Origin of the sequence: Brucella sp. MAB-22, assembly GCF_025908475.1 — a bacterium.
GTDB classification, from domain to species: domain Bacteria; phylum Pseudomonadota; class Alphaproteobacteria; order Rhizobiales; family Rhizobiaceae; genus Brucella; species Brucella anthropi.
In genome coordinates, this window is record NZ_CP109782.1 from 651,926 (window position 1) to 678,597 (window position 26,672).

The window sequence follows — 26,672 nt, forward strand, 5'->3', positions numbered from 1 at the left end:
TCTGTAACTCCTCCCGTCACTAAACTGGTTTTCATATGCAAACGACCCTTACCCGCCGTTCCTTTCTGACGGCAATGACAGCAACAGCGGCCGCCGGTCTGGCCGGTTGCGCTCAGTTGGGGCAGAATGTTCCAATCATTGATGTGGATCAGTCGGGCAACCCGATCAACCGCACCCCGCAGGCTAATGTCGACTCTTCGTATGGCGGATGGGCGCAGATGTACGCCGCCGTCGAGGATGGCGGCTTCCAGCTTCCGGCAATTCCGATCCAGAAAATGGACAAGCGCTTCCTGCGTCAGGTTGTGCAGGATCCAACCGGCGAACTGCCCGGTACATTGGTCATCGATACGGCCAACCGCTTCTGCTATCTGGTCCTCGAAAACGGACAGGCAATGCGCTACGGCGTGGGCATCGGCCGCGAAGGTTTCGCGTGGTCGGGTCGCGCTGTGATCCAGTACAAGCGCCAGTGGCCGCGCTGGACCCCACCGGATGAAATGGTCGCCCGCCAGCCGGAACTGGTGCAATACAGCGCCAGGAACGGCGGCATGGCTCCGGGCCTCAAGAACCCGCTCGGCGCCCGCGCCCTCTATATTTTCCAGGATGGCAAGGACACGCTGTACCGCCTGCACGGCAATCCGGAATGGTGGTCCATCGGCAAGGCAGTCTCTTCGGGCTGCGTACGCTTCCTGAACCAGGACATCATCGACCTCTACGATCGCGTTCCGGCGAAATCGCCTATATTGGTGATGTAAATCCGCCACAGCAGACCGCGGGCTCCGTCCTGCGGTCCTCATGCGGCAAAATGCTTCATCCTTATTGTGACAGTTTTGTGACAATCGCAGAGGATGCGCAGTCTTTCTTTGTTCTTTTCGTCCTCTCCCGACCGGTCTCCCTCTGCAAAGCGAGCCGGTCGGCTGGCGTTCTTTCTCTGTCTGACGACAATTGTCGCCGTCTGGCTCACGTTCTTTGCCGGCCCCGGCGAATTTTCCTCCTTCGACAATAAAGCCCTTCTGTTGACGGCACTGTTTTACATTTCGCTTTTCATCATCCTGTCGTTGGTATTCTCTTCTGTCTTCTGTTTTCTTCTGCTTGTCGCGCCGACCGCGCTGCTCAGCTTCGCTTCGCGCAAAAAGGAGCTTCTGACAGGCGAACCGCTGATTTTCGGCGACATAACCCATCTCCACAACATATCCGTCGCGCTGCGCTATGCGAAGCTGTCCGGGGCAGGACTGGCGGTTCTGGTCGTCTTTTTCTTGCTTGTCGGTTATGTCGCGTTCAATGCGCGTATCAGCCGGAGGAAACTGATGCGCGCGCCGGTCGGTCTGCTGCTGATGGCATCCGCTGTTGCGGGAGGCATCGGGCTTTTTGGCCAGTATGGAGCGCAGCTTGGTGTCCAGTACTTGTCGTGGGATTGGCCGACAAACGGGCGGCAAAATGGCCTGCTGGTCCATTTGGCCCAGACGAGCGTGCGCCCGGCACCCGGCCATCTGACGGATGCGCAGAAAGCGCAGTTTGCGGCCTATGAGGAGAGCGCGACCGTGCAGCCCGGCAAGGCACCGCCGCTCTTCATCGAAGTGCTGTGCGAGTCCTGCTGGTATGACAGCGCGCTTTTTCGCGACAATTTCGCGCCGCTCGTCAATCTGGATGCGGTTGAAATGCGCGGCATCTCACCGATTTTCGGCGGCGGTACCGTGAATGCCAGTTTCGAGATGCTGACCGGTTTGCCGACGCACAACGCGGCCGTGGCTGGCATTCTTTATCAGGAGTATCGCGATTTCTTTGCCGATCACACGTCAAGTTTGCCATCGCATCTCGCTCGGAACGGCCTCGAAACGCTGTCTGCGCATAATTTCCAGCGCCAGTTCTGGTTCCGCAACGTGGTGGAGCCGAAACTCGGTTTCGCGACGTTCTACGGAATTGAAGACATGAACCCGCCCGAAAGCCCGGATGGCGATTTTCCCCGCGACAATATCCTGTTCGATTTCACACTCGGCAAGCTGGACGGGTCCAGCCGACCGCAATTTGTCCAGCTTGCCACAGTCCACAATCATGGACCCTATGTGAGTGAGGAGGACGATGGTGGTAGAGCGCACTATCTGCGCAAAATCGACGCAACTGTCGAGGATATCGCCGGTTTCGTGACCGCCGTCAGAAAGCGGTATCCGCAGGCCGTGGTGCTCGTTTATGGCGACCATAAGCCCGCCCTGGAGGCGCTGGTCGATGTCCACGGCAACGACAAACACAGCATCGGCGACGTTCCAGTGCTTTTGTTCGATCCGGACAAAGAGCGCGCGCAGACTGTCCGCCAGGCTCTAAGCGACAAGCCGTTCTATTGCTACGCACCGGTCATCGCCGATCTCTATTATGGAATGAAACTGCCCGTCAGCCGCTTTACCGACGACGTCTGCCGCACCTATTCGGCTGACAGATACGACGATCTCAGTCGGTCGGTGCCGGGCTGGATCTATTCGGCCGCGCTTTTCGATGGTGGTACGAGGCAGTAAGATGCCGCGCGCCTGCCGTCTCCAGTTCCCGCCTGCCTCTATTTTTTTAGGCGTCCATACGTAGCCCGATGTTTCCATCCGGCTACGTATGGACGCAACCTGACACCCAGTTTTGCCGGGAATGCTCTACCGTTTGAAGCCGCCGAGAATGCCGCGTACGAGCGCACGGCCAAGCGAATTGCCGACCGAGCGGACAACAGACTTCATGGCCGTTTCCGCGACCGTCTGGCGACCGGAGCGACGACCAGTACCAAGTGCAGTGCCGACGAGGTCGCCAAGGATACTACCGCCGCCTTCTTCCTCTTCCTTGGTCTTTTGCTGGGCTGCTGCAGCATTCTGCGCCTTGCGGGCCAGCATTTCGAAAGCGGAATCACGATCCAGTACCTGATCGTACTGCCCGGCAACCGGGCTTGCGGCGATGATCTTCGCACGTTCTTCCGGCGTCAGCGGGCCGATACGCGATGAAGGCGGTCGCATAAGCGTGCGCTGCACGATTGAAGGCACCCCCTTGGCTTGCAGCGTCGACACCAGCGCTTCGCCAGTGGCGAGATTGGTGATCGCCTGAAACGTGTTGAAATCCGGGTTCGGACGGAATGTATCGGCTGCCGTCTTCACGGCATTGGTTTCGCGCGGCGTATAGGCGCGAAGCGCGTGCTGCACGCGATTGCCGAGCTGCGCCAGAACGGTTTCCGGCACATCGAGCGGGTTCTGCGTCACGAAATAAACGCCGACGCCCTTGGAGCGGATCAGGCGCACCACCTGTTCGACACGGTCGACCAGAGCCTTCGGCGCTTCATCGAAGAGAAGATGGGCTTCATCGAAGAAGAAGACGAGCCGCGGCTTATCGGGATCGCCGACTTCCGGCAGTTCCTCGAACAGTTCAGACATCAGCCAAAGCAGGAAAGTGGAATAGAGCCGCGGGCTCATCATCAGCTTGTCGGCAGCAAGCACGCTCACCACACCGCGCCCGTCGGTCGTGGTGCGCATCAGGTCTGAAATCTTGAGCGCCGGTTCCCCGAAGAATTTCGAGCCGCCCTGCTGGTCGAGGACCAGAAGCGAACGCTGGATCGCACCCACCGAAGCCTTGTTCACATTGCCGTACTTGCCCGAAAGTTCTGCCGAGCGCTCCGCCATTTCGGCGAGGATGGCCTGCAAGTCCTTCAGGTCCAGAAGCAGCAAGCCTTCTTCGTCCGCCAGGCGGAAGGCGATGTTCAGCACACCTTCCTGCGCCTCGGTCAGGCTCATCAGGCGCGACAGGAGGAGCGGCCCCATTTCGGAAATGGTGGCGCGGACAGGGTGTCCCTGTTCGCCGAAAATATCCCAGAAGATCACAGGCGTGGCGCGCATTTCATACGGATCAAGCTTCACTTCCGCTGCACGCTTGAGAAGGCCGTCATTTTGAACGCCGATCGCGCCAATGCCGGAAAGATCGCCCTTGATGTCGGCGCAGAAAACCGGAACGCCAGCCGCTGAAAAGCTTTCGGCAAGAACCTGCAGCGTGACCGTTTTACCCGTGCCGGTCGCGCCGGTGACGAGACCGTGCCGGTTGCCGTATTTCAGCGCTAGATATTCCGGCTGCTGGTAGGAGTCGTCAGGCTTGCGGCTCGCGCCAAGAAAAATAGCGTCTTCGGCAGTCATCAGGCAGCTTGCTCCCTCTGTTCAACTATATCTAGAGCATTTCCAGCAAAAGTGCGAAGCGGTTTTGCGTGAGGCAAATGCGACGAAACAAATACTTAGAACGCATCTCGAAAACTGTGCAACGGTTTTCGAACAAGATGCGCGCTAAAACAAACCGATAGAGTGCCGATATAAACACCGCTTTTCGTCCCGACAAGGAAAAGCCTAGGGTGAAGGTGGATGCCGTAACTCGAATAATTCGCCCTTAGAGCGCATTCGCAAGGAAATCTGTCCACTGGACGAATTCTCATTCTGCTTTGATGAGGCTAAATGCGCGTCAAACAAATCGTTAGAGTGCCGATCTGATTTAATCAGATCGAATGGCGTTCTGGCCTGCTCCGTGCAACTAAAATACCTGAGCGAAAAGCGGGGCAGACCCGAATGAATGAATCGAATGGGATGCACTGGAGTTGCCCCTTAAAAACCGGACAGGATCAGGTTTCGGTTTGACGGTTTAAGAACTCACGAGGCGAGCGATACCCCAATGCCTTATGCGGGTGAAGGGCATTATAGTGTTCGAACCATGAGGGCAGTTGCGCGATGACGGTTATGGCGTCCGGCAATGGGTTCACCGAGACGTAATCGCGCTTGAAGGTTTTGACGAAGGCTTCGGCCATTCCGTTGGACTGGGGGCTGCGAACGGGCGTCGAACACGGCTCCATGCCGATATCCATAAGCAGCGATCTGGTGTCCTTTGCAATGAAGCAGGAGCCGTTGTCCGTCAGCCATTCGATTGGCTTTGGAAGGGTGTTGATGAGACCGAAGCGGTTCTCGACAGCGGTGATGACAAGGTCCTGGACGTCCTCGCTCTTGATGCCCTCGGTTGTCGCGACATGGGCGATAGCCTCGCGATCACAGCAATCGAGAGCGAAGGCAAACGCGCACCTTCTCCTTGTTGTCGCAGCCGATTTCGAAGCCGTCTGAACACCAACGCAGGTTCGATTGCTCAACAGACACACGACCATCGTGACGGCGCGTATCGATCGCACCGGTGTGGCGCTGAAGGAGCATGCCGTGGACCTTCATCACCCGGTAGACGCGCTTGGCATTCGGCCATGGACGGTCTTCGTTGCGGGCTTTACGGCGCAGGATCGCGTGAACCCGGCGATATCCGTAGGTCGGCATGTCGTCGATGATTGTCTTGATCTCATCCACCAGCTCCTGATCGGCGAGCGGCGGCCGCCCTCTGGCTCTGGAAGGACGCTGCCTCACACGTTCCGCTATGCTGGATCGGGCGACACCCAGGGTCTCGCACACCGCCATCATCGCGAACCGTCCTTCGGCAACGAGAGCGAGCGCAACAGGTGTTTTTTTGACCCTGATGCTATCTCAAGCGCTTCTTTCAGGATTTCGCCTTCCATAGTCTTTTTGCCGAGGAGGCGCTGTAGCTCTTTCACCTGGTTCTGAAGTGCCCTGTATTCGGATGCCGGCACGACCTCTTCCTGCGATGCGGTGGCCGTCAGCGCACCCTGCGCCGCAAGTTTGCGCCAGGCGAACAACTGGTTCGGCTGAATGCCATGCCGTCGCGCAACGATGCTGACCGTAACGTCAGGCTCGTAGGTCTCCTGGACTATCGCGAGCTTCTCCGCTGTCGACCAGCGACGGCGGCGCTCAGGGCCGGACAGCACTTCTATCTTAGGGATATGACTGATCATAATGGGCACATTACTCCTAACACTTAACAAGTGGGAGATCGTGTCCGGGGATTTAGGGGGCCACTACATGCACACCGCCGATATAGCTTGACTGGATGAGATTGACGAAAGCGATTTCGGTAACAATCTCACACCCCACCACAGTGGGGTGTGAGTGATCTAATCACAACCGTTTGTCGCTTAAGCTGCGTTGTAAGGCTTATTAATCGTATAAACTCGGGAGGGCGTCGGCGTTCCAGCACTGGAATAATCGCTGATACCAACAACCAGGGTAAGGGATAAGCGGTTCCACCCCATAGCCGCAATCTCTTCACCGTCTGCCTGCTTATCCAGCATGATCGTGTTGGCGACAAAGGAACCATTGGTTTCAATGACGTTGATTCGCAAACCACCAGCCGAATAGAGATAAGTCCCCGTATCGTCCACCAGCATATTTGAGAACAAGCCCTGTTGCCGAATGACAATACCAATATAGTCATTGGTAACGGCAGAGAATTTGTGAATGACAGTTTCCTGCTGACCGCCCTCGCCATAGAGAGCGCTCACGTAAACTACACCATTGGCATTGTCGACACAGATATAGGTTAGTGCCGTCGCCTGTTTCCCGTCCACCTTGGGTACGGATACTGATCCGATCAGATTGCCCTTATCGATATCGCAGTAAGTGACGGCGTTTTCTCCACAGACGTAGATTCGTCGTGGATTGCTGCTGACGCCGAAAGAGGAATCCTCGACATTCCAGTTGGTGTTATCGGGCATGGTGATCGTCGTGATGAATTCTTTCTGACCAGCATTAACCAAGGAGAAAATCAGCCCCTCTCTATCCCCCTGCCGACCCGCAAAGAATACGGTGTCATTGAACGCATCATACTGTGCGTCGAAATAATACGTTTTATATTGATAGGGCAGTCCATTGATAGGTGTGGGGCTGCTAAAGCCTTGATTGAAAAGCGTCGAGTATGTGATCTGCCCATTATAGTCTTGCGATAGATTCTTAGGAAAAGACCCGTTGAAAGACACACTTAGCTCTGGATTTCCGCACATGACGCCAATGGCGTTGTTATCAGTTACTGGAAATTCGATCACCTTTGGCGTCGGGCCTGGCTGGAAGTTTTTAACAACGGCGATAGCGTAATCGGCACTAGTTTCTTCTAACGTTTGACCGTTCGGAATGTAGTATCCTTGGCTCGAGAATACCGCCAGGCTGTTGATCTGCGGAAACTGGTTCACAGGCAACGGGTATGGTCCCGAGATAGCTGGAACCTTAGACGGCATCTGTTTGATCGATATGGTGACGTTAGGCTCCAGCGTGCAGTCAACATAAGCGAGAAATTCGTTAGCATCGAGCGGCTTGCCATCGATAGCGACAAATCCGCCGTTCTGCAGAGCCTGCAATCGATCCTTATTCATGCCGGAAATCGTGACGCTACCGCCGACATACCCGCTGGAAATAAAGTTGATGAATCCTTGAACCGGCTTATTGTCGCCTGAAAAATCGATCGGGCAACCACTGTCGCTATGAAATGCTATCGTTGAATTATCATGAATGTCGAGGAGCAGATCACTGGGCTTAATTTTGTTAGCGGTGAGTGTAGCTTCAGTCGCTTGTGAGATTATTATGGCTCCTCTTAAGGTCATGCTCGACGCGCGAATAGTCGCAATAGAGCCGACAAGGTTTAGTTGAGAAGGAATAGTTCCTACTCCAAATGGACTACTGTTATTAAGTGTAAATTCACCGCTAACGTCGATTTCTATTTTGGATGAATTGGAATATACTTTGAAGAGAGCCGCCCATTGAGCTCCTACGATCCTCAGTCCGTTTTCAATTTGATCGGTATGTGCGGGCTTTAGGTTTTTGATCTGAAAATCAGAACAATTTAATGCTACACCTTTGACATTTTCAAATATCAATGAACCGTTGGAAATTGTCGTTTGCCATGGCCCCTCGGACTCGCCCCATCCGCCCAAGTTCTTGATGGTTAAGGACCCTCCTTCAATATGGTACTGTGGCTCCATATAGCCAGTACTGTGGTCGACACGACCATATCCCAAAAAGGTTATACCCTCTTCATTCGTGCCAGCATAGTCAAACGTCACGTTTCCATTAACGACCTCAATACTATATTCGTCGTATGCGCCGCCCCATTGATTAGAGAGTGGAGCTTCTGATTCTATAATTTTTAGATCAAATAATCTATTTCGTTGCGAGTTTGCTTTCGTGGTAAAAGCACATTTCGACTTATATATCCCATTATAGAGACCGTTTTTTACTACATTATTATATACATATACTTCCGGGTCGTAATTTTGGTCTACTTCCGGATCCCAAACAAACTGCTCATATTCTTTATTCATAGATGTCTCCTAAAGTAATTTATTGATTAGAAATTTAGTCAATACATCGTATAATTGTGATACGAACCGAAATATATTGATAAGATAGTAAATCGTTTTAGTCCAGTGAAGGAAATACCTACTGTAATGCTCAATCAAGCGGCTGACGAAGCCGGAGGATTGGCCCACCAGACAATTCACTGGTGTAGAGAAGCGATACACGGCTACGATACCACACCCCGAAAAGTGTGAAACGTTAGGAAAGGGAATCGGTCCGGTAGACAGATTCCTGATCTTGCTTCTATGAGATCGAAGCGCGTCCTAACGCGCAGGATAGCCGTTCGGGTGCGCCGGAATAGCTTCCAGATAGGCGGCAATGGCATTGCGGTCGGCGTCGGCAAGGTGAGCCATATTCGCAACCACATCGGTCATCGATCCGCCGAGCGAATCGAAATCCGGCGTAAAGCCGCTCTGCAGCGCGTAGGAGATGTCTTTTTCGCTCCAGCTGCCGATGCCCGCTTCATCCGGCGTGATGTTCGGCACGACGCCTTTTTTCCCGTCACTGCCGGTTTCAGGCGACAATGCTCCGGCGAGCCATTTGCTTGTGTCTACCCCCCCAATCGCATTGCGCGGTGTGTGACATTCGCCGCAATGGCCAAGGGCTTCGGTCAGATATTGGCCGCGCTTCACCTGGTCGGAAGCATTTGCGATTTCCACCGCAGGCTGGTCGGACAGGTAAAGCTGTTTCCAGAGGCCGAGCCCCCGTCGGACCGTGAAGGGGAAGGAAAGCTTGTGCGGCGCTGCGACATTATCGGAGGGCGGCAATGTTTTCATAAACGCAAAGAGATCGGCCACATCCTGCGGCTGCATTTTGGTATAAGAAGTGTAGGGGAACGATGGATAAAGATGTTCGTCCTGCTTGCCCACCCCCTTCAGCATCGCATTGGCGAAGTCCTGTATGGTCCATGTGCCGATACCTTGCTCTGACGGGGAAATATTGGGCGCGATGAATGTCCCGAAATCTGAAACCAGTTCATGTCCGCCTGCCAGAACCTTGCGTGCATCGCCGGAGGCACCTGGCGCGGCATGGCAGGAGGCACAGCCGCCTGCCCAGAAAACCTGTTCGCCCTTGACGGGATCGCCCGGCTTCATCGCGTCCAGCACGGTCGCGTCCACCTTCTGCGGAGCGGTCAGAATCCAGAAGGCAGCGGCTCCAAGGACGACCACGGCGCCTGCGGCATATGCCAGTTTTCGGACCATTCCATCTGTTCCCGTGAGGCGGTTCCAGGACGAGCCAGGCCGCTCTTATGACCGTTATTCAGCGTGACAGTTCCCAAGTACGGATGCACTGGAATTGCACCGCACTTTTGCTGCAAATTTTTTGCACACCGAGTGTTTCCGTTCGGTGTGCTCTGTGTCAACAGCGAAGATCAGTTCTTCTTGACGCGATAGGCTTGATGGCAGGAACCACAATTGGCGGCGACCTGCTGGAAGGCTGGCTTCAGCGCATCAAGATCCTGCGGTTTGGCAGCCAGTGCCGTAGCGGCGTCGGTCCGGAATTTTTCGACGTGCTTGACGAAGTCGTCTTTGGTTTCCCAGATTTTCGGCGAAGCTTCAGTATCGCCCTGATCCGAACCGGCCGGGAACAACGCATCCACATCCAGCTTCTTGGCATCGGCATCGATCTTTTCCAGCGCAGCAAGTGCTGTGGTGGCGTCGAATGGCTTCTCACCCTTGATCATCGGAGCAATTGACCCGACTGAGCGTCCAAGGTCCTTCATGATTGCCTGACGATCTGCGGTGACGTCAGCCTGTGCTGCGCCGGCGATCAATACAGCTGCAGAGCTGATAGTCAGGAAAAACAAACGCATGCGATCCTCCGCATTTAAAAATTGAACAGACTTCGTCCCTTGGTTCAAATATCCGATACAATCCGGGGCATTGCAATCATTGCGTCGGTTAAATCCCCAGTGCAGCAAGTATCATCCTGAATTTATAGGGATTATTACATCGGCTTCACGTTATCGTGAAAAACATGACTTAAATACTATTGTTTTATACTGGGCGGTGTCATTATTTGTGCCGGTATATTCGGTTGGGTAGCCCAAAACAAAAAGGCCCCGGAAACCGGGGCCTTTTCGAGCATGTAAAGTTTGATCAGACGAACTGGCCGAGGCCCGGAATTGCGCCGATGACGGCATCAACTGGTTCGTCACCAGCCTTTTCCTTGGCAAAGCGGATGGTTTCCGTGGCAACGCCGGAAATTTCACCCATGCCGAGACCAGCGCCCATGAGCTGGGAGCCGAGACCCATCACGCCGCCCATCAGGCCGGACAGGAAGCCACCGCCCTTGACCTGCGCGATTGCTTCTTCAGCGCCGGGAAATGCTGCCAGAAGCTTCTGGACTTCCGCTGCCGGGCCTTCCTTCTGCAGGAAGGCGAGGATCATGCCGACTGCCTTTTCTGCCGTTGCCGCATCGATGCCAACTTTGGAGGTGATGCGTGCGATCAGTTCTTCCATGGAAACTCTCCCAAAAATCTTACGTTTACGTAATATGCATTCTCGCCTTCGCTTTGCAAGCCGCCATGAGCGAAAATATTAGAGCATGATTCCGAAAAGTGGGAACCGGTTTTCGGATAAAATCATGCTCAAACAAAAACTTGGAGCGAAACGACGATACACTTACAAACATCCCGCTCTTGGAGAATATGTCTCGTGATGTGACGGGATAATTACGCTGTTCGAATTTCCTGCAATTCGAGTTCCTCGATCATGACCTGCCGCATGACGAATTTCTGGATTTTGCCGGTCACGGTCATCGGAAACTGATCCACGAAGCGGATATGGGCCGGAACCTTGTAATGCGCGATGCGCTGCCGGCAATATTCAATCAGTTCTTCTTCGGAAAGTTCGCCATCCTTGTGCAGCTTGACCCAGGCACAGATGATTTCGCCGAACTTGCGGTCGGGAATACCGAATATCTGGACATCGCTGATCGCTGGATGGGTGAAGAGGAACTCTTCTATCTCGCGGGGATAGATGTTCTCGCCGCCGCGAATGATGAGATCCTTAATGCGCCCGACAATGTTGCAATAGCCTTCGTCGTCTATCGTGGCGAGGTCTCCCGTGTGCATCCAGCCCGCATCGTCGATGGCGCCAGCGGAACTTTCCGCATCGTTCCAGTAGCCGCGCATGACGCTATAGCCACGCGTCAGCAATTCACCCTTTTCGCCACGCGGTACCACCTTGCCATCCGCATCGACGATCTTCACCTCCAGATGCGGATGGATGCGCCCGACGGTGGAAACGCGCCGCTCCACAGGGTCAGTCGTCGAGCTCTGGAAACTGACCGGGCTGGTTTCCGTCATGCCATAGGCGATGGTGATTTCGCTCTGGTGCATCTCGCTCACCACCCGCCGCATCACTTCGATGGGGCAGGGCGATCCGGCCATGATGCCGGTGCGCAGGCTGGTGAGGTTGAAACGGTTGAATTCCGGGTGATCGAGCATCGCAATGAACATTGTCGGCACGCCATGGAGGCCGGTGCATTGCTCCTCTTCAACGGTCTGGAGCGTCAGAAGCGGATCGAAACTGTCATTCGGGATCACCATGCAGGAACCATGGGTCACACAGGCAAGATTGCCCAGTACCATGCCGAAGCAATGATAGAACGGCACCGGGATGCAGAGCCGATCCTGTTCGGAAAGTTGCATCGCCTCGCCGACGAAAAACCCGTTATTGAGGATATTATGGTGGGAGAGTGTCGCACCCTTCGGGCTGCCGGTTGTGCCGCTGGTGAACTGGATATTGATGGGATCGTCAAATTGCAGTTCTTCGGAAAGCTGCGCCAGTTCTTCCCGCGTAACCTCGTCGCCGGATTGGGTGACATCGTCGAAATTCAACATGCCCGGCGTCTGTTCCGCACCGAGCCGGATCACGCATCGCAGATTGGGAAGCCGCTCGGACATCACATGACCGGGCCGGGCTTCATCAAGTTCAGGCACGATGCTGCGCAGAATATCGATATAGTTGCTGGTTCTCAGCGATGGCGCGAGGATCAGCGCCGCGCATTCGACTTTCCCCAGCACATATTCCAGTTCATGTGCCCGATAGGCCGGGTTGATGTTGACAAGGATCAGTCCCGCTTTTGCGCTGGCAAACTGGGTGAGAATCCATTCGAGATTGTTTGGCGACCAGATGCCGAGACGCTCGCCGGGGCGGAGCCCGATGGCGAGGAAGCCTTCAGCCAGCTGGTCGGTCAGTTGTCTGAGTTCAGAATAGGTCAGCCGGATACTCTGGTGCCGGACAATGACGGCAGGACGTTCGGGATATTTTTCCGCGATCTGGTCAAGATGCCGACCGATCGTATTACCAATGAGAAGCTTGTCGCTCGCACCATGTACATAACTGGCCTGCTGCATTTCCGATCCTCCCAAACCGAAGATGACGCCCGAAGGCGATGCATCAAGTGGTGGGAGGATGCCATCCGCAGAGCTTCGTGAAAACCGCAGTTTTTATGTTGAGGTTCAGCGCTTGGTGCAGCGCACCAGAGTGGCAGCACCGGCATTGGTGTATTTGCTCTGCATCGTATAGAGCCATCCCTTGCATTCCGACATGCTGCTGAAGCACCGGACGCGGTCGATCGCGACCAGACCGTCACCGCCAGTGATGAAGGGCGAGTCGTCCACGCCGCTGAACTGGCCGACGATGATGCCGCTGCCTCGTCTCGGCACGTTGCAGCGCTGGCCTGCATATTCGCTGACATCCTTGCGTACCTGCGCTTCAGCCGGCATCGGCAGTGCGACAAGACCGGAAACCGCAAGCGATGCGGAAGTGAGGCAAACAGCAATGACCTGACGCAACATCGGTCTCTCCTTAAGAAGAATAGATGTAAAACAATATTATAAGTGAAATAGCGCGTTCTTCCAGAGCATGTCTCCCGAAAGTGGGAACCGGTTTCGGGATAAAGACATACGTAAAAAGAAGGAAGCATCGCACCCTTAAAACCTGGATGCGATGCTTGTTGTAAAGGATCAGAGTACGCTGCCCGCCTTGCCTGCCACCTTGAGTGCGAAGGCATAGGTATAGGCGACTTCTTCCAGTCGCGAGAAGCGACCCGACGCGCCGGCATGACCCGCATCCATATTGATACGGAACAGAACCGGATGGCTATCGGTCTTCAGTTCACGCAGTCTGGCGACCCACTTGGCAGGCTCCCAGTACGTGACGCGCGGATCGGTAAGTCCTGCCACGGCCAGAATGGCCGGATAAGCCTGGCGGCTGACATTGTCGTAGGGCGAATAGCCGGCAATCGTTCGGTAATCCGCTTCCGATGTGATCGGATTTCCCCACTCGGGCCATTCCGGCGGGGTCAGCGGCAGGGTGTCGTCCAGCATCGTGTTCAGCACGTCTACGAACGGGACTTCGGCAATGATGCCGCCGAATGCGTCGGGCGCCATATTGGCAATCGCGCCCATCAGCATGCCGCCTGCGGAACCGCCATGGGCAACGATGCGGTCATGACTGGTGAAGCCTTCGGCGACGAGGTGGTTTGCAGCGGCGATGAAATCGGTGAACGTGTTCACCTTCTTGTCGCGCTTGCCGTTTTCGTACCAGGCAAAACCCTTGTCCTTGCCGCCGCGGATATGGGCGATGGCATAGACGAAGCCGCGATCCACGAGCGACAGTCGTGACGTGCTGAAGCTTGCGGGAATGGTGATGCCATAGGAACCATAGCCATAGAGCAGGCAGGGCGCCGAGCCGTCGAGCGTCGTGTCCTTGTGGTATAGCAGGGACACCGGCACCAGTTCGCCGTCCGACGCTGTGGCAAAGACCCGGCGCGTAACATAGTCCTGGGCGTTGTGGCCGGAAGGAACTTCCTGCGTCTTCAAGAGCTTCCGCTCCCGTGTCCGCATATTGTAGTCGAAGAGCTGTTCCGGCGTTGTCATGGACGAATAGGAGAAACGGATCACATCCGTATCATATTCGGCGCTGCCATGAAGGCCGAGCGAATAGGCCTCCTCATCGAATGCGATGGCATGTTCCTCGCCGGTTTCGCGATCGCGGATCACGATGCGCGGCAGGCCGTTATCGCGTTCCATCCAAACTAGATGATGCTTGTAGGCGGAGTGCGACAGGATCAGCCGTCCCGGCTTTTCCGCCACAATCTCTACCCAGTTTTCCGGCTGCGGCGAGGCGGCAGGCGCCTGACAAATCTTGAAATCCTTGGCGCCGCCTGCATTGGTCAGGATGTAGAAGACGTCACCGCCCGGCGCGATGTCATATTCCGTGCCGGTCTTGCGCTCCATGACGAGCTGCGGCTTTGCCGCCGGATCGTTGGCGGGAAGGAGCCAGCATTCCGATGTTTCATGATCGTGAATGTCGATAAAGATATAGTCGTCCAGCGCCGAGCCGCCGACGCCGAGGAAAAAGCCTGGATCTTTCTCTTCATAGATCAGCGGATCATCCGACTGGTCCGTGCCGACCTTGTGATAGAATACCTTGGATGGACGGTGGTTCTCGTCGAGACGCGTATAGAAGAAGCCCTTGCTCTCCGCGTCCCACGCGCCGCCGCCATTCGTATCGGTGACAATGTCTTCAAGGTCTTTCATGGAAGACAGGTCACGGACTTTCAGCTTGTAGAATTCCGATCCCTTGTCGTCATATCCCCAGATCAAAAGCTTGTGATCCGGTGCATGATCGGCTGATGCAAGGCGGAAATAGGCCTTGTCCTTGCCCTCGACATCGCCGTCGAGAAGGATGGTTTCCGCGCCACCATCGCGCGGTGTGCGAATGAAATAGGGCTGCTCGCCACCGGTGCGATAGGACACGCCATAGGCGAAAGGGCCATCCTTGGAAGGAACGGAGGAGTCGTCTTCCTTGATGCGCCCGCGCATTTCGGCAAACAGGCCTTTCTGCAGCGCTTCCGTGTCCTTCATCAACGCTGCTTGATAGGCATTCTCTGCTTCCAGATGCGTGCGGATTTCGGGGGCCAGCACCGATGGATCCCTGAATACTTCCTGCCAGTTATCTGCGCGCAACCAAGCATAATCGTCGGTGCGTGTGATCCCGTGACGAGTGTCATTGACCGGATGCTTGGCTGCATGCGGTGGTTGAAGTTGGGAGGAGCTTTGAGACATCCACAATTCCGATGAAAACTGTTTCAATTTGCTGCAAGGCCGGTAAGCCGTGCCTTCTGGCGGGTGATAGTGATATTTATATAGTTGGCCGAAGTGGCGAAAGCGAGTTGATTTCGTTGAAATATATTTGAGCAATGCCTTTTTGAGGCCCGATTCTGCCGCCAAAAGCTACCAAGCGGAAACATGTTAGTCTTGGACTTCGTACAAGAAAACTTGAGGGAGAAAACTATTGCTAACGCAGGTCGAGCAAATTAAAGGAAGCACGGCTGTGAACTGCAGCTTCATCCATATCCTCCAATAAACGGCAGGGGCGGCAACGCGAACACATCGCGATTCAAAGTTTCCCCATCTTAGTAAGGTTGAGTTCGAGTTTTTCTATTTGATGATTCAAGAAGAAAGACTTGTTGTTAATGTAATGTGGTTTGACAATTCTATTGCAAATGACATTATCAACTGGTATTCGCAGTCGGGAACGGATGGGGCAGGGTTTAGGAATACGTAACGACGATGGCAGGCGGGGATCTCCAGTCGTCGATTACGCAACAATAAGAAGTAAAAAGGAAATACAATGGAAAATCTGGACACGCACGACGAAAGCGCAGAACTGCTTCTGAGCCTTACTGCAGATGTTGTCGCCGCATATGTCGGCAATAATTCGATTCGCGCTGGTGAACTGCCGCTGCTGATCGCTGAAGTGCACGCTGCTTTCAAGCGTCACGTCGAACGCGAAGAAGCGCCTGTCGTTGTCGAGAAGCCGAAGCCTGCCGTCAATCCGAAGAAGTCGGTTCACGACGACTACATCATCTGCCTCGAAGACGGCAAGAAGTTCAAGTCGCTGAAGCGTCACCTGATGACCCATTACAACATGACGCCGGAACAGTACCGCGAAAAGTGGGATCTCGACCCGAACTATCCGATGGTCGCTCCGAACTACGCTGCTGCTCGCTCGCGCCTGGCTAAGAAGATGGGCCTGGGCCGCAAGCCTAAGGACGCTTAATCGCTCCGACTTTCGAGCGGACCGCGCTTGCAGTGTCTGTTCTGAGAGCTTTATTGAAATGGCCAGTATCGTTGAGCTTACGCTCCTTGATGCTGGCCATTTTGTTTTGGATTTGAGCACGTCCGGAAGCGCATGGTCTTTTCAACCAATCCGGTCGAATGCTTGTTTTAGTGCAATGTGCCTGTTCAGGTCATAACTCCAGTGACCGCACATTCCTTTCAGGCGCTCCCTTTCCATGAGGCGCGTCAGACGCCGTTTGGTCCGTTCCTTCTCTTCCAGCGGGGCCTTGAGAACTTCATCGAGATCGATGCCGGCGATGATCTGCAAGGCAATGCGTTGCATCGCGGTCAGTTGATTCTGTTTTTGCCGGGCAAAAAATAGTGTGCGGGCTTGCTTCAGATCCGCGTCCATGGCGATCATTCCTCATTTCTTGATGCGAATGAGCATGAGCCACGCAAAATGTCGTTGGATAATATTCCTAGACTTTTTCTGATTTTTCTGTAAGATGGCCATCAAACGCGATGGATTCAAACGCGTTAATGCCGTGTTGGCAAGGCTTTAGCCTATGTTAGGGCTGTCGAAACTAACCACAGACAGCAATTGCTTCTACGAAACTTATCCACACTTGCAATTTTCTCCGTATAAGAAGATATTCCTATTCTGGCGAGGAAAGATGAATGTCTTTGGAACTATCGGATGTCATTCATACACGGGCGGAAGCTTTCGAAGCATTGAAGTTGCTTGCGGTGCGGCATGGGCGAAGCCTTAACCTTGGAAGGGTGGAGGGTGGCGCCGACCGGTCGCGGGAGCAGCAGAACATAGCGCTGTGCGATGCCCTTATTGATCTGCTGGTGACTATGTTCGGTGTTTCCGGCGCTGAATTGCGGTCACCGCTGCGGTGCAGGCGAGAGGTGGCGCGTGTGCGGCAGATTGGCATGTATGTCGCGCACACGGCTTTCGGGCTGGCCATGCGTGAAGTGGCTGCCGGATTTGCGCGAGACCGGACAACCGTGATGCATGCCTGCCATCTGGTGGAGGACATGCGCGACGATACAGAGTTCGATGCGATCGTCTCGACATTCGAACGCATTGCGCAAAGTGCTTTTACGGCCTGGAGGATGGCGGCATGACCACCCAATTGTCAGCGTCCGAAGCGAGAATTATGCGCTTTCTGAAAAATGGCGGCTGCGAGGTTCAGGATTCCATTCGCGCTTCGCATGTCTTGCTTGCAACGGATCAGGGGACCATCGCTGCTTCCCGCGCCGAACTGGAGGCCATGCAGAAAAAGGGATTGCTGCATTGGAATGAGGAACGGCTTGTTTCATCGCAGCCCGCTATCAAGCGCGCAAAGGAAGGCGGCAAGCCGTTGCGCAACCCGGCAGGAACCTTGCAGACCATTGACTATGAGCAGGGCGAAAAGATTGAGATCAATCCAGAGGAATCGCCGCTTTCCATGCTCTACAGACGCAAGAATGCGAATGGTTCCTCCTTTATATCGGAGAGCGAGTTCCTTGCCGGTGAAAGGCTCCGGGCCGACTTCACACGCGGATCGCTGATGCCGTCCGTCACGATGCGCTGGGACACCAGTGTTGGCGGTGGGCGCAGCGGGCCGGGCGGCATGGCAGAGCTGACCGATATCGCGCTGGCCAGCCGCATCCGTGTCGAACGGGCACTGGAAGCGGTCGGGCCTGAACTGAACGGCGTTCTGGTTGATGTCTGCTGCTTCCTGAAAGGGCTTGAAACCGTGGAACGTGAGCGGCAATGGCCCGTTCGCTCTGCCAAGATGCTGCTCAAGGTCGGTCTGGCCGCGCTGCACCGGCACTACAATCCTCAACTCGAAAAGGAGCGGGGCAGAGCCGCTGTCCTGCATTGGGGAACAGACGACTACCGGCCGCAAATGCGTCCGCAGAATATGTGAGGTGACGCCCTCATTGACACCTTTCCAGGGCGGGGCTATCGCCTCTTTCTCAAAGGGACTTTGTGCCCGTTGGGGAAGTGGGGAGAAATCACATGAATTCGGTACGGGATCGGCTGGAAAGCATCCTGTCGCGTCTGGAAGCGCGGACAGCAAGCGAACACGTTTTCAGCAAGGTCTATGCACAGCAGGCGCGCGCTGAGGCTGACGCCGCCGATGCGCGTCTTCGTGACGGGCGCGCCCTTGGGCCGCTCGACGGGCGCATTGTTTCGATCAAGGATCTCTTCGATGTTGCCGGAGAGCCGACGCTTGCCGGTTCGGTTATTCGTCGCGATGCTGCCCCGGCGACACAGGATGCCAAGATTGTCCAGCGCCTGCGTGATGCGGGTGGGGTCATCGTCGGCAAGACCCACATGACGGAATTCGCCTTCACGCCGGTCGGCCTCAATCCGCATTACGGCGAGCCGGGCAATGCGATTGATCCGACGCGTGTTCCGGGTGGATCGTCGTCGGGTGCTGCAGTTTCGGCAGCGGAAGGAACAAGCGAGATCGCTATCGGTTCGGATACCGGGGGATCGGTGCGCATTCCAGCAGCGCTGAACGGCATCGTCGGCTTCAAGCCGACCGCCCGGCGCATTCCGCTCGACGGTGCGTTTCCGCTGGCGCCGTCGCTCGATTCCGTTGGTCCGCTGACCAGGACAGTGGCCGACGCCATTATAACCGATGCGATTATGGCAGGTGAAACGCACGTGTTGCCGGACGGCTTGCCGCTGAAGGGCCTGCGTGTTGCTCTGCCGAAAGGCTACCTTCTGGCCGATATGGAGCCGGACGTTGCAAAACACTTCGAGGCAACGGTTGCGATTCTTGAAAAGGCAGGAGCGATCATCGCCGATCTGGAAGTCGACGATCTGATCCAGCGTCTGCGTGAGGCAACCCGCGTCGGCTCCATCGCCGGGATCGAAGCAAGTCATATCCATGCGTCGACCTGGCTTGGCGATCCTGATGCCAATGTCGATATCCGCGTGAAGCAACCGCTGTCCGTCCGCGTCAAGGTTCCGATGGAAACCTATCGCGGGATCATGGAAACACGCGCAAAGCTGGTTGGGGAAATGGACGAGCGCCTGAGCGACTTCGATATGTTCGTAACGCCAACCACGCCGATTGTTGCGCCGACGATTGCTTCGGTCAGCAATGACGAGGCTGAATATGACCGTGTGGAAGGGCTGCTGCTGCGTGACACGCAGGTCGGAAACCAGTTCGACCTGTGCAGCATCACCGTGCCCATGCCGGACATGACACTGCCGACCGGCTTCATGCTCAGCGCGCGCGGCGGCACGGATAAAAGGCTGCTCGCCGCAGCCTTGTCGGTTGAGAAACTTTTAGAGCCTGAATCAAAAAGCGGCATGTGAGTGCGAGAATGGTAATTTTCGAGTACCGGAGCGCAATGTACTTTTGAGCATAGTCCCGAAAAGTTGCAGACTTTTCGGATAAGACTATGCACCAGAGAAAGCTACATGAGCACCGGAACGCAGGTAAATTGCCATTTGCAGCCGCACAGGGCGACTTTGGGAACGGGCTCTTAGGCTGATTCTTTCGCGAGCTCTGCTTCGCGACGGATGCGTGCCACCATGGCGCGCAGGCCGTTGGAGCGCTGCGGCGTCAGATGTTCATCGAGGCCGAGCTTTTTCAGAATGGCTTCCGGGTCCACTGCGAGAATTTCTGAAGCCTTGTGGCCGGAATAAAGTGCCAGCACGATGGCCACCAGACCACGCACGATATGCGCATCGGAATCGCCGAGAAACTCAATGACCGGATCGTTGCCGTCTTGCGGAAGCGTTTTCAGCCAGACCTGGCTGACGCAGCCCTGAACCTTGTGCGCAGCATCGCGTGCATCGTCGGGATAGGGCGGCAATTCCTTGCCGAGGTCGATGACATAGCGATAGCGGTCTTCCCAATCGTCGAGAAATTCGAAATCGGACATGATGCTATCGATGGTCGTGGTCATAATACTCGCCTGAAAGAAGTTTCTTGCCGCTTATATAGTCATGAAACGCTGCAAGGTCACGGAAAACTAGCGTTGAACTGAACCAGTCGGGCGACGGTCCAGTGCACGCAAGGCTTCTTCGCGCGATGTCGGGATGGGAATGCCGATTGCGGCCTGTGCAGGTGCGGCGACTGCCGGTTCCACTTTTGCAGGCGGTTGCGGCTTGGTGCCGAAACGGTCGCTCAGATATTCGAGCGCGGCGCGGCTTCCTTCCAGAAGGCCGCTCCCGGCGCTGGAAACAAGCGAGGTACCGTTCTGGCAGAAGGATGGGTTGTCGATGCACAGCTTGCCCAGTTCCACGGCGGTTTTGCCATTGGCGAGAAGCTGATCGATTGAATCCGGCTCCCGCTTCGTCTCGGCAATGGCTGGCTTCTCCTGCGGCTTGTTTTGCTCATCCGCAGGGAAGAAGCGCGGCATCACGATGAATGCCAACGACAACCAGAAAACGGATTTGATGAGAAAACGGATCATTGCCTTCTTGCGGTTGCGTGCCTTCGGTTTGCGTCAATGTCGGATGAATTGGAAAAGATTCCGTAACTGTTCGGTTTATTGGAGCGCATCGCGAAAAGTGTGAAACGGTTTTCGGACAAGATGCGCGTCATGGTAAAGCATTTGAACGTCAAAATTGTGCCGCGGCTGTGGTTTCGCCACCTGATCGCTACTCTCTGTTTACCATAGGCAGAAAAGCAGACCCGGCGCGTCACTTATCGGCTTTGGGCGGTCTCGTTTTATCGTTTCTTTAAAGCCTCGGCTGCAATCTGTTGCTGGCTGGGAGAGCGTCGTCACGGCGAACGGTTTTCCGGTTTTGACAATGCAAGAGTATTGAGTGAGTACGGCACGTTGAACGCCATTCTTTTGAAAACAGCCGAGACCGTCCGCATGAATGTGCAGGCGATCAGCCGTTTTTACGAACGTTTCTGCCGCCGTTGGGTATCCAGTCCCGATGCGGTCTCCATACGTGTTATCGGTTCGGTCATCACCGCGCCGGTCCTGCTTTGTGCGGCCGTGCTCGCTTCGGGTGTGACACCGGGCTTTACGGAATTTGCGATTCTTGCAGCAAGCTTTGCAGGCGTCGCCATGATCTTTTGCGCGCTGTCGCTGATGGGCGTCGCCGCACCTGTTCTGGCTGGCCTGAACTTCGCTGCCTATGGCGCGGGTCTTGCTGCCATTGGCGCTTTTTCTCATGGCAATGCGGTTTTGTGGTTGATGGCAGCTGGTCTGCCGCTTGAAGTCTGGTTTGCGACCCGCAAGCCTGCCGCCGCAGCAGCAGGCGCTGCATTCGCGGCCATGATTCTCGGCTATTTTGCGACGGCAAGCGGTGGCGCAATTTCCGGCGGCAGCTATATGTCCGTCGCCGTTCTGGTACTTTATGCGGCAAGCCTTGTTGCACGTGGTTATGCGAGCGCCTCCAAGCCCGCGCAGATCAAGGTCACCGCGCCGCAAGTCGCCGTTGCTGCAGGCGATGTGCAGTTCAGCCTCGATTCGGATGGCGTGGTTGCCTCGGTCGATATGAATTCGGCAAAGCTTCTGGGCGTACAGTCCAAAATGCTGGAAGGCACGGCGTTCATCGACCGTGTTCATGTCGCCGACCGTGTAGAATATCTTTCGCTTCTGGCCGATCTTCGCGCTGGTTCCGCTTCCAGCAAGATCGATGTGCGCCTGCGTTCCATCGAAAATGGCGATACGGTCTTCCGCACTTATCGTCTCGAAGGTGCCGCAAGCGCTCGCGCTATCACGCTGGTTGGCCGCTCGCTCGAAGGCGAGCAGAAGCTTTTGGACGAGATTGCAACATTGAAAGCGGAGCTGGAATCGGAGCGCATCGGCAAGGGCCGTCTGCTTGCAGCCGTCAGCCATGAGCTGCGCACGCCGCTCAATTCGATCATCGGCTTTTCCGATATGCTGTCGCATGAAATGGGCGGCAAGCTGGCCAATGAGAAGCAGCGCGAATATGCGGGCCTCATTCACCAGTCCGGTCATTATCTGCTGGAACTCGTGAATGCTGTTCTCGACAATTCGCGTCTGGAAACCGGCAATTACAGCATCGACCCGCAGAATTTCGCTTTCCGTGACGCGGCTGAAATGTGCACCGCTGTCATGCTGCCGCAGGCTGAAAAGAAAGGCGTTGCCTTCTGCCACCGCGTCGGCGCAGGCATTGGTGAGCTGGTGGCGGATCGCCGCGCCATCCAGCAGATTCTGCTCAATCTCGCCGGTAATGCGGTGAAGTTCACACAAAGCGGCGGCTGCGTCACCATCGATGCAACCCGCGTGATGGCGAGCGGACGCGCGATGCTGGAAATCAGTGTGTCGGATACGGGCATCGGCATAGAGCCGGAAGATATGCAGCGCATCGGCACGCCATTCGTGCGCGCCGACAATAACTATACGCGCGCGCAGGAGGGAAGTGGCCTCGGACTTTCTGTGGTCAAGGGGCTGGTGGAACTGCATCAGGGTAGCATGCAACTCAAGAGTTGCCCCGGCGAAGGCACGATCGTCACGATCCGCCTTCCGGTGGCAGGCCCGCAGGTTGTCATGGGAGAAGACGAATATCAGGAACTTGGCCCAGAGCTTGGCATGGTGATCGACATGCACCGTCACCAGGGGGAAAGGCGTAATGACTGGCAGAACGACGAAGACAACAGCCAAATCCGGGAGCAGAAAGATGCGCAAACCCGCAAAACGGCGTAGTCTCGGCTCGCGGCTCCTCCACTTTTTCTTCACATCGGCTTCGGCACTTGCAATTGCTGCCGGAGATTTCATCGTGCGCAACCCCGTCCTGACTGGCGGGGCAACTGCGTTTCTGGTGGTGATGAGTTTCGTCTCGGCTAACGCGCTCTGGTATCAGCCGGAGGCGCACAAGGCCGTTTTCTTCAGCACAAGACCGGACTTTGTGTTCAAGCCGACTCCACGTGCAGTCCTGCCGGGCACGGCGGCGGCAAGTGACAATGCCCCGAAGCCCACCGAGACCGCCTCTGCCGAACCTGCAAACAATGAGACTGCCCAGCCGCTGGAAGCCGCCAGCCTGTCGGCGGACCGGCTGAACATGAGCGCATCGGTTGACGATATGCTGCCGGCACTTGCGCCCAACGCCGATCTCGAAATCGCACGGCTGCAGCAACGTCTTTCGACGCTTGGAATTTACAAGGGACCGGTGGATGGTTTCACCGGGCCGCAGACCCGCGAAGCGGTGGAACGCTGGCGCGCTTTGCAGCAGAAGCTCGGCGTGCAGGAAGCAAATATTCCGGCGCAGTTGCAGGCCGATGCCCAAAACAGTGCCCCGGCTCAGGACGATGTTGCCAAAGTCATCGAGGTAGCGGTTCCGACGCCGCGCCCGCAGCCCGCCGTTTTGAAGACGGAAACGGTTTCAAAACCGAAACCCGCTCTCGCTTCCTATGAAAAGCCCGCACCGAAAAAGCAGGTGGCGGCAACGCCCGCCGTGCAATCGGTGAAAGTGAGTTCGCAGGATATCATCCGCGTACAGGCCGGGTTGAAAGCATTCGGCAATGACACCGTGCCGGTGAACGGACAGCCGGGCAAGACGACACAGGAAGCGGTGCGCGAATTCCAGAAACTGTTCAGTATGCCGGTAACCGGCGAAATCGATGCGACGCTCATCACCAAGATGCGCGAGATCGGCCTGATAAGCTGATGGGTTTCCGATGCGCCTGACATCCGACTTCTGGGTTTCGGCTTTGATCCGCAAGGTTCAGGGCGAGGGCGGCTTTGCCTATCTTGCCCGTCGCGGATCGCCGGAGGCGGGCGCAATCTTCATCAAGGTAAGCTCACGCTTCGGCACCTGCGATCTATATTCGCCTGCGCCGCAAACTTCTTATGAAGAGGATAATGACGGCGAGCGCATGTTTCTGCGCATTCTGCACGATGCCGATGACATGGCGGCAAGTGACCGTATGGCGCGGGAAACCCGCTTCGACCCGGACCTATGGCTGGTCGAACTGGAAGATATAGCCGATGCGTCGGCACTGTTCTCGATTTCGCAGGACGGAGAAGCCTTCTAAAACTTCTTCCTGATGAACTCTATTTCACCAATCGCTGAAGCGACGGGTGATCGGAATTGGCGGCGTCGGCGAGTGGCGTGTCGTCCTCGGCCATTTCACGCAATTTCCCACGCAGCATGGCCGACATGTCTTCCGCCTTCCAGCGCCGCACGAGCGCCATCGCTTTTTCGCGGTCGATGGAGCGATAAATATGCACAAACTCACGCAGGCTGTCGCGGTTGGTGTCGATAGGCCCCAGAATGGCAGTCATGACGAGATAGCATTCTGCAGGCGACAATCCGAGCGCCTTGAGTGCAATCGGCAGGTGCGAATCCGGCCACTGTCCGATGATCGCGTCGGACCGTTCAAAGGACAGGTCGAGCGTATCGGCCAGCGCATTGCGGAAAAACTGGCTGTCGATCAGCAGTGCGGTATCGATGAGATGCTGTGAGCCGGTAGTTGCGCCAGCCTCGAAGAAAGGCTGTTGCAGCGCGCGCGCCAGTCGTTCGGAACTGTCTTCCTTCATCAGCGGCGCTCTGGCCGCAGAAAGGTCAGGTACATCCGGCCTTTCGAGCGGTTCGGCCTCGATATTGGCGAGATTTTCCTGAAGGGTCAGCGTGCGATCGATGACCGGATCGGCGAAACTGCGCAGCACGCCTTGCAAAAGAACGTCACCGGACTGGCGTCGCGCAATGGCGCGCGCATGGGCAAGACCGTTCTTGCCGATGATCTCGATGAGGTCGGAAGGGCGCAGAAGGGGAGAGCGCAACAGGATCGGTGCGGAGATTTCGACGGGGTCGTCGGCCAGCGTCAGAATAAGGCGGCGCGGTGCGTCTTCCAATTGTGCCAGCGCATTGGCTGCATGACGCTTGCCGCGGGTGGACGCGCATTGCAGTAGCGGCATGGCGAGATCTTCAAGCTGTTGCATGTCCTGCCGTCCGGGGCGCGTGATACCCGCGAACGCCGAAATCGCGGCCGCCAGAAGGTCGTCCGCCTTGCTGCTCCCCGCTTTTGAATTCGACGGGCTCCGGTGGCCTGAAATATCCTCCAGGGCGCGGAACTGATCATTTGTCACGCAGAATACTCCGGTAGGCACACAACTCACCCGTCCAAATTGCAGATCGCGCATCCGGCAGCAGCCGGTTAATGCGGAAGTGCTCCCCGCATGGATCGGTATTCCGGATAGTAGCGTTGAAGCCTTAGCAACTCATTAACCGTGCCATAAAGAAACAGCATTTGGCTGGGGTAATGCCTGACGACTTTTGGGGCAGGCAATTAGAGCCCTTCAAACGGAGCGCATTCCGCCTCCGCAAAGAAGCGCCGCACTTCCGTGTTCCACGTCGCGTCAGGCACGAAAACACGCAGCACGGCGGCACCTTCGCCGATATTCTGCTCAATCAGGATCGAACGGGCATCGGCTTGCGAACCATCCGAGCGCAGACTTGCCATGCCGATGGGATCGGCAAGGATCAGATCGAGCTTGCGTTCGTTGGAAACGCTGTCGTTGAGGCTATAGAGATTGTCTCCGTTGGGCGCATAGATCGAGAGCGACCAATAAGGCACATTTGCCCCGGTCGTGATGTGCACGGGACCATCGGCAAGATCGAAGCGACAGGTGGCTTCCTGTACCAGCGGGTCGCTGTCGCTGACCGGGCCGGTCTTTTCGTCCAGCCTGTGGAAACGGTATGGCTCGCTTCCGGTTTCGATCCGCGACCAGGCGTTCTTGTCGGAATAGAAGGGAACGAGGAAGAGAACTGCGATATGCACAATCGCGGCACCGACGATGCCGAGGAGAACGAGGTGGAGAATTCTAGCCACGGCACGCCCCCTTGTTTGCACCCGGAACACGGGCGAGACCCGGCATCACCAGATCGGAGAGGCCGGAGGATGATGCCGCAGGCGTATCATAGAGCGTCATGACAAGAACGAAATCGCCGCTTCCTTCCACTGGCAACCAGTTGCCGGAAGCTGCGTCCGGGCCGATGGTGATCGTGACGCTGCCGTCATCGTCATAAAGCACTTCGCGGGAATGCAACGCTGCCTGCAGTCCTTCGCGCGGCGTGATCGGCTCGAGATCAGGCGAGGCAGGAAAGACGGTCCAGAATCGGGCTGGTGGCGTCAAGCCGCTCAGGCGATAGGTGCAGCCGCGCCGGAGGGTGCGCCCGCTATTGTCGCTGCGCGCATAGAAGGGCAGGCCTTCAGCCGTTCCAAGCGCCAGATAGGCTTTGCGAGCAGCCCGAGCCTTGGAATAGGGGTCGGCATCGGGGGTGCCTGCCGCCGGATAGGCGCTCCAGACCCCGACACGAAGTTCTCCGAAACCCTCAAACCGGTCGAGAACCTTATCGACGCTCCAGATGCCGCCGCCAAGCGCCAGCACAAGCACAATCGCCGTGTTGAATATCCTTTTGAACATCG

23 protein-coding genes and 1 pseudogene are annotated in these 26,672 nt (G+C 56.1%); 9 read left to right on the forward strand and 15 right to left on the reverse strand.

Going from position 1 to position 26,672, the window contains the following annotated elements; genetic code table 11:
• The first annotated feature begins 35 nt into the window (after positions 1-35).
• Entirely contained in the window at positions 36-752 is a 717-nt protein-coding gene (locus tag OHI65_RS12600) for a L,D-transpeptidase (protein ID WP_010661567.1), read from the forward strand.
• Between the two features lie 93 nt (positions 753-845).
• Positions 846-2,504 carry a sulfatase-like hydrolase/transferase gene (locus OHI65_RS12605; protein ID WP_264358943.1) on the forward strand — a complete coding sequence of 553 codons (1,659 nt, stop codon included), beginning with the start codon at positions 846-848 and terminating at the stop codon, positions 2,502-2,504.
• Positions 2,505-2,630: 126 nt separating this feature from the next.
• On the opposite strand, the gene OHI65_RS12610 is transcribed toward OHI65_RS12605, so the two are convergent.
• The 9 genes and pseudogenes from OHI65_RS12610 to OHI65_RS12650 form a co-directional block, all read right to left on the reverse strand.
• Positions 2,631-4,142 (reverse strand): helicase HerA-like C-terminal domain-containing protein, encoded by a 1,512-nt coding sequence (locus OHI65_RS12610; RefSeq protein WP_264358944.1) that lies wholly within the window; start codon positions 4,140-4,142, stop codon positions 2,631-2,633.
• A 473-nt stretch (positions 4,143-4,615) separates the two neighbouring features.
• Positions 4,616-5,836: pseudogene (locus OHI65_RS12615) on the reverse strand (IS3 family transposase).
• 180 nt (positions 5,837-6,016) lie between these two features.
• Complete coding sequence (locus OHI65_RS12620) at positions 6,017-8,191, reverse strand: hypothetical protein (RefSeq protein WP_264358945.1); 2,175 nt, start codon at positions 8,189-8,191, stop codon at positions 6,017-6,019.
• 300 nt (positions 8,192-8,491) lie between these two features.
• Positions 8,492-9,430, reverse strand: coding sequence for a c-type cytochrome (locus OHI65_RS12625; protein WP_264358946.1), 939 nt, complete (start codon positions 9,428-9,430; stop codon positions 8,492-8,494).
• Between the two features lie 170 nt (positions 9,431-9,600).
• Positions 9,601-10,041: a c-type cytochrome gene (locus OHI65_RS12630; RefSeq protein WP_010661571.1), complete on the reverse strand. Its 441-nt coding sequence runs from the start codon at positions 10,039-10,041 to the stop codon at positions 9,601-9,603.
• Positions 10,042-10,327: 286 nt separating this feature from the next.
• Entirely contained in the window at positions 10,328-10,690 is a 363-nt protein-coding gene (locus OHI65_RS12635) for a DUF2267 domain-containing protein (protein ID WP_264358947.1), read from the reverse strand.
• Positions 10,691-10,902: 212 nt separating this feature from the next.
• The gene (locus OHI65_RS12640; RefSeq protein WP_264358948.1) at positions 10,903-12,591 is read right to left on the reverse strand and encodes an AMP-binding protein; all 1,689 of its coding nucleotides are present in this window, start codon (positions 12,589-12,591) and stop codon (positions 10,903-10,905) included.
• 105 nt (positions 12,592-12,696) lie between these two features.
• Entirely contained in the window at positions 12,697-12,963 is a 267-nt protein-coding gene (locus tag OHI65_RS12645) for a hypothetical protein (protein WP_413541932.1), read from the reverse strand.
• A 240-nt stretch (positions 12,964-13,203) separates the two neighbouring features.
• Complete coding sequence (locus OHI65_RS12650; RefSeq protein ID WP_264358950.1) at positions 13,204-15,309, reverse strand: S9 family peptidase; 2,106 nt, start codon at positions 15,307-15,309, stop codon at positions 13,204-13,206.
• A 568-nt stretch (positions 15,310-15,877) separates the two neighbouring features.
• Here OHI65_RS12650 and OHI65_RS12655 point away from each other — a divergent pair.
• Positions 15,878-16,306 carry a MucR family transcriptional regulator gene (locus OHI65_RS12655; RefSeq protein WP_010661576.1) on the forward strand — a complete coding sequence of 143 codons (429 nt, stop codon included), beginning with the start codon at positions 15,878-15,880 and terminating at the stop codon, positions 16,304-16,306.
• A 141-nt stretch (positions 16,307-16,447) separates the two neighbouring features.
• On the opposite strand, the gene OHI65_RS12660 is transcribed toward OHI65_RS12655, so the two are convergent.
• On the reverse strand, positions 16,448-16,717 hold the full coding sequence (locus OHI65_RS12660; RefSeq protein WP_043062656.1) for a hypothetical protein: 270 nt from the start codon (positions 16,715-16,717) through the stop codon (positions 16,448-16,450).
• A 272-nt stretch (positions 16,718-16,989) separates the two neighbouring features.
• Here OHI65_RS12660 and OHI65_RS12665 point away from each other — a divergent pair, with 272 nt between their 5' ends.
• From OHI65_RS12665 to OHI65_RS12675, 3 genes are all read left to right on the forward strand, one after another.
• Positions 16,990-17,436: a helix-turn-helix domain-containing protein gene (locus OHI65_RS12665; RefSeq protein WP_151689809.1), complete on the forward strand. Its 447-nt coding sequence runs from the start codon at positions 16,990-16,992 to the stop codon at positions 17,434-17,436.
• Positions 17,433-18,224 (forward strand): DUF6456 domain-containing protein, encoded by a 792-nt coding sequence (locus tag OHI65_RS12670; protein WP_264358951.1) that lies wholly within the window; start codon positions 17,433-17,435, stop codon positions 18,222-18,224. Before OHI65_RS12665 ends, OHI65_RS12670 begins: the two co-directional genes overlap by 4 nt.
• 92 nt (positions 18,225-18,316) lie before the next feature.
• On the forward strand, positions 18,317-19,630 hold the full coding sequence (locus OHI65_RS12675; protein ID WP_264358952.1) for an amidase: 1,314 nt from the start codon (positions 18,317-18,319) through the stop codon (positions 19,628-19,630).
• Between the two features lie 170 nt (positions 19,631-19,800).
• Here OHI65_RS12675 and OHI65_RS12680 read toward each other — a convergent pair whose 3' ends face one another.
• The gene (locus OHI65_RS12680) at positions 19,801-20,226 is read right to left on the reverse strand and encodes a SufE family protein (protein WP_012092456.1); all 426 of its coding nucleotides are present in this window, start codon (positions 20,224-20,226) and stop codon (positions 19,801-19,803) included.
• Positions 20,227-20,292: 66 nt separating this feature from the next.
• Positions 20,293-20,736, reverse strand: coding sequence for a hypothetical protein (locus tag OHI65_RS12685; protein WP_264358953.1), 444 nt, complete (start codon positions 20,734-20,736; stop codon positions 20,293-20,295).
• A 369-nt stretch (positions 20,737-21,105) separates the two neighbouring features.
• Here OHI65_RS12685 and OHI65_RS12690 point away from each other — a divergent pair, with 369 nt between their 5' ends.
• The 3 genes from OHI65_RS12690 to OHI65_RS12700 are packed head-to-tail and all read left to right on the forward strand — an operon-like array spanning position 21,106 to position 24,278.
• The gene (locus OHI65_RS12690; RefSeq protein WP_264358954.1) at positions 21,106-22,950 is read left to right on the forward strand and encodes a sensor histidine kinase; all 1,845 of its coding nucleotides are present in this window, start codon (positions 21,106-21,108) and stop codon (positions 22,948-22,950) included.
• Positions 22,925-23,911, forward strand: a complete 987-nt coding sequence (locus tag OHI65_RS12695; RefSeq protein ID WP_125335134.1) for a peptidoglycan-binding protein — start codon at positions 22,925-22,927, stop codon at positions 23,909-23,911. The genes OHI65_RS12690 and OHI65_RS12695 overlap by 26 nt, the downstream gene beginning before the upstream one ends.
• Before the next feature lie 10 nt (positions 23,912-23,921).
• Positions 23,922-24,278, forward strand: a complete 357-nt coding sequence (locus OHI65_RS12700; protein WP_006472705.1) for a DUF1491 family protein — start codon at positions 23,922-23,924, stop codon at positions 24,276-24,278.
• Between the two features lie 19 nt (positions 24,279-24,297).
• On the opposite strand, the gene OHI65_RS12705 is transcribed toward OHI65_RS12700, so the two are convergent.
• The 3 genes from OHI65_RS12705 to OHI65_RS12715 all read right to left on the reverse strand — a co-directional run bounded on the left by OHI65_RS12705 (position 24,298) and on the right by OHI65_RS12715 (position 26,670).
• Positions 24,298-25,332, reverse strand: coding sequence for a DUF2336 domain-containing protein (locus OHI65_RS12705; protein WP_010661586.1), 1,035 nt, complete (start codon positions 25,330-25,332; stop codon positions 24,298-24,300).
• 200 nt (positions 25,333-25,532) lie between these two features.
• Positions 25,533-26,075, reverse strand: a complete 543-nt coding sequence (locus OHI65_RS12710; protein WP_012092451.1) for a hypothetical protein — start codon at positions 26,073-26,075, stop codon at positions 25,533-25,535.
• Positions 26,068-26,670: a DUF1214 domain-containing protein gene (locus OHI65_RS12715; RefSeq protein ID WP_264358955.1), complete on the reverse strand. Its 603-nt coding sequence runs from the start codon at positions 26,668-26,670 to the stop codon at positions 26,068-26,070. Before OHI65_RS12715 ends, OHI65_RS12710 begins: the two co-directional genes overlap by 8 nt.
• Positions 26,671-26,672 lie beyond the last annotated feature (2 nt).

What these genes read in the sequence shown, in the direction of transcription:
- OHI65_RS12630 (WP_010661571.1), bottom strand. Translation starts at nt 10,041, where the DNA reads ATGCGTTTGTTTTTCCTGACTATCAGCTCTGCAGCTGTATTGATCGCC.
- OHI65_RS12695 (WP_125335134.1), top strand. Translation starts at nt 22,925, where the DNA reads ATGCGCAAACCCGCAAAACGGCGTAGTCTCGGCTCGCGGCTCCTCCAC.
- OHI65_RS12640 (WP_264358948.1), bottom strand. Translation starts at nt 12,591, where the DNA reads ATGCAGCAGGCCAGTTATGTACATGGTGCGAGCGACAAGCTTCTCATT.
- OHI65_RS12620 (WP_264358945.1), bottom strand. Translation starts at nt 8,191, where the DNA reads ATGAATAAAGAATATGAGCAGTTTGTTTGGGATCCGGAAGTAGACCAA.
- OHI65_RS12700 (WP_006472705.1), top strand. Translation starts at nt 23,922, where the DNA reads ATGCGCCTGACATCCGACTTCTGGGTTTCGGCTTTGATCCGCAAGGTT.
- OHI65_RS12670 (WP_264358951.1), top strand. Translation starts at nt 17,433, where the DNA reads ATGACCACCCAATTGTCAGCGTCCGAAGCGAGAATTATGCGCTTTCTG.
- OHI65_RS12680 (WP_012092456.1), bottom strand. Translation starts at nt 20,226, where the DNA reads ATGACCACGACCATCGATAGCATCATGTCCGATTTCGAATTTCTCGAC.
- OHI65_RS12635 (WP_264358947.1), bottom strand. Translation starts at nt 10,690, where the DNA reads ATGGAAGAACTGATCGCACGCATCACCTCCAAAGTTGGCATCGATGCG.
- OHI65_RS12650 (WP_264358950.1), bottom strand. Translation starts at nt 15,309, where the DNA reads ATGTCTCAAAGCTCCTCCCAACTTCAACCACCGCATGCAGCCAAGCAT.
- OHI65_RS12655 (WP_010661576.1), top strand. Translation starts at nt 15,878, where the DNA reads ATGGAAAATCTGGACACGCACGACGAAAGCGCAGAACTGCTTCTGAGC.
- OHI65_RS12715 (WP_264358955.1), bottom strand. Translation starts at nt 26,670, where the DNA reads ATGTTCAAAAGGATATTCAACACGGCGATTGTGCTTGTGCTGGCGCTT.
- OHI65_RS12685 (WP_264358953.1), bottom strand. Translation starts at nt 20,736, where the DNA reads ATGATCCGTTTTCTCATCAAATCCGTTTTCTGGTTGTCGTTGGCATTC.
- OHI65_RS12625 (WP_264358946.1), bottom strand. Translation starts at nt 9,430, where the DNA reads ATGGTCCGAAAACTGGCATATGCCGCAGGCGCCGTGGTCGTCCTTGGA.
- OHI65_RS12610 (WP_264358944.1), bottom strand. Translation starts at nt 4,142, where the DNA reads ATGACTGCCGAAGACGCTATTTTTCTTGGCGCGAGCCGCAAGCCTGAC.
- OHI65_RS12675 (WP_264358952.1), top strand. Translation starts at nt 18,317, where the DNA reads ATGAATTCGGTACGGGATCGGCTGGAAAGCATCCTGTCGCGTCTGGAA.
- OHI65_RS12600 (WP_010661567.1), top strand. Translation starts at nt 36, where the DNA reads ATGCAAACGACCCTTACCCGCCGTTCCTTTCTGACGGCAATGACAGCA.
- OHI65_RS12645 (WP_413541932.1), bottom strand. Translation starts at nt 12,963, where the DNA reads ATGCCGGCTGAAGCGCAGGTACGCAAGGATGTCAGCGAATATGCAGGC.
- OHI65_RS12605 (WP_264358943.1), top strand. Translation starts at nt 846, where the DNA reads ATGCGCAGTCTTTCTTTGTTCTTTTCGTCCTCTCCCGACCGGTCTCCC.
- OHI65_RS12660 (WP_043062656.1), bottom strand. Translation starts at nt 16,717, where the DNA reads ATGGACGCGGATCTGAAGCAAGCCCGCACACTATTTTTTGCCCGGCAA.